This window comes from Micromonospora sp. M51 (assembly GCF_018070305.1).
Classification (GTDB): domain Bacteria; phylum Actinomycetota; class Actinomycetes; order Mycobacteriales; family Micromonosporaceae; genus Micromonospora; species Micromonospora parva.
On record NZ_JAGPXZ010001246.1, the window covers coordinates 1 to 1,032 of the forward strand.

Here is a 1,032-nt window from a genome sequence, read left to right on the forward strand (position 1 = left end):
TCGGGTGGCGGACGAGGGGGCGTCGCTGCGGGCGCGGGTCGCCGCGACGGAGCTGGTGGCGGCGGTGGATCTGGTGCTGGTCGCCGTCGCTGACGCGCTGCGTCGCGGGCAGGCGCCCCGGCAGGCGTCCACCCTCCAGGGACGCGAGATCATTTCGTTGGCGCAGGGGAGTGCTGTCACCTCCACCGGCGGGGCGTGGTGGCTGCGCAGCGCCGGTGGGCAACTGCGACGCAACGACGGTGGTCCGGCGGAGATGTCGGGGGAGCGGGAGCTGCTGCTGGTCGCCGAGCGGGACTGGGTGGTGGCCGAGTCGGCGTGCGCGGTGGAGAGCCACGGCAGCTGGGACCTGCTGGTCAACGGTCAGCTCCGGTCGGCGGTGGACCAGCATGTGGCCCGGTTGCTGCGAATGGTGGAGATCCGGATCGAGGAGGCCGACGCGGCGGTGCTGGGTGCCGTGCATCGGCGTCGGGAGGCCGACGCCGCGGTGCTCGCCGCGGCGGCCCGCCGGTCGATCGGGGTGATCGGCGCCGGCGGTGCGGGCGGTGTGGTTCCGCTTCCCGACGGCGAGGCCGGCTTCGACCGGTACGGACGGGCGGCCTCGGTGCTCCGGGTGGTCACCGAGGGGATGGGCAGCCCGATCAACGAGCCGGCCGACCGCAGCCGTGCGCCGCTGGACGACCGGGCGGCGGTGCACGCGGTGACCCGCGCGTCCAGCCTGTTCCTGCGGGAGGTGCGGCTGCCGGAGCGGTGGTGGCGGCGGGACCTGGGGCCGCTGGTGGGGTGGCGGCCCGGCGACGACCCGCAGCGCGCGGTCGCGGTGCCGCTGGTGTTCCGCCGTGGCCGCTACCACCACGTCGACCCGGACACGAGGGCGTACGGCCCGGTCGACGCGACGGTGGCCGCCACGTTCGCCGCGGAGGCCACCGAGGTGCAGGCGCCGCTGCCGTCGACCGCTCGGATGCGCCACCTGCTTCGGGCCGGGCTGGTCGGTGCGTCCGGCGACGTACGGGGCCTGGTGTTCGCCGCCACCTG

The 1,032-nt window shown here is 76.2% G+C and carries 1 protein-coding gene; it reads left to right on the top strand.

Annotated elements, in window-relative coordinates; all coding sequences use genetic code 11:
- Window positions 1-1,032 (top strand): hypothetical protein (locus KBX53_RS34015; RefSeq protein ID WP_210863932.1); only part of this gene is annotated, 1,032 nt, incomplete at both ends.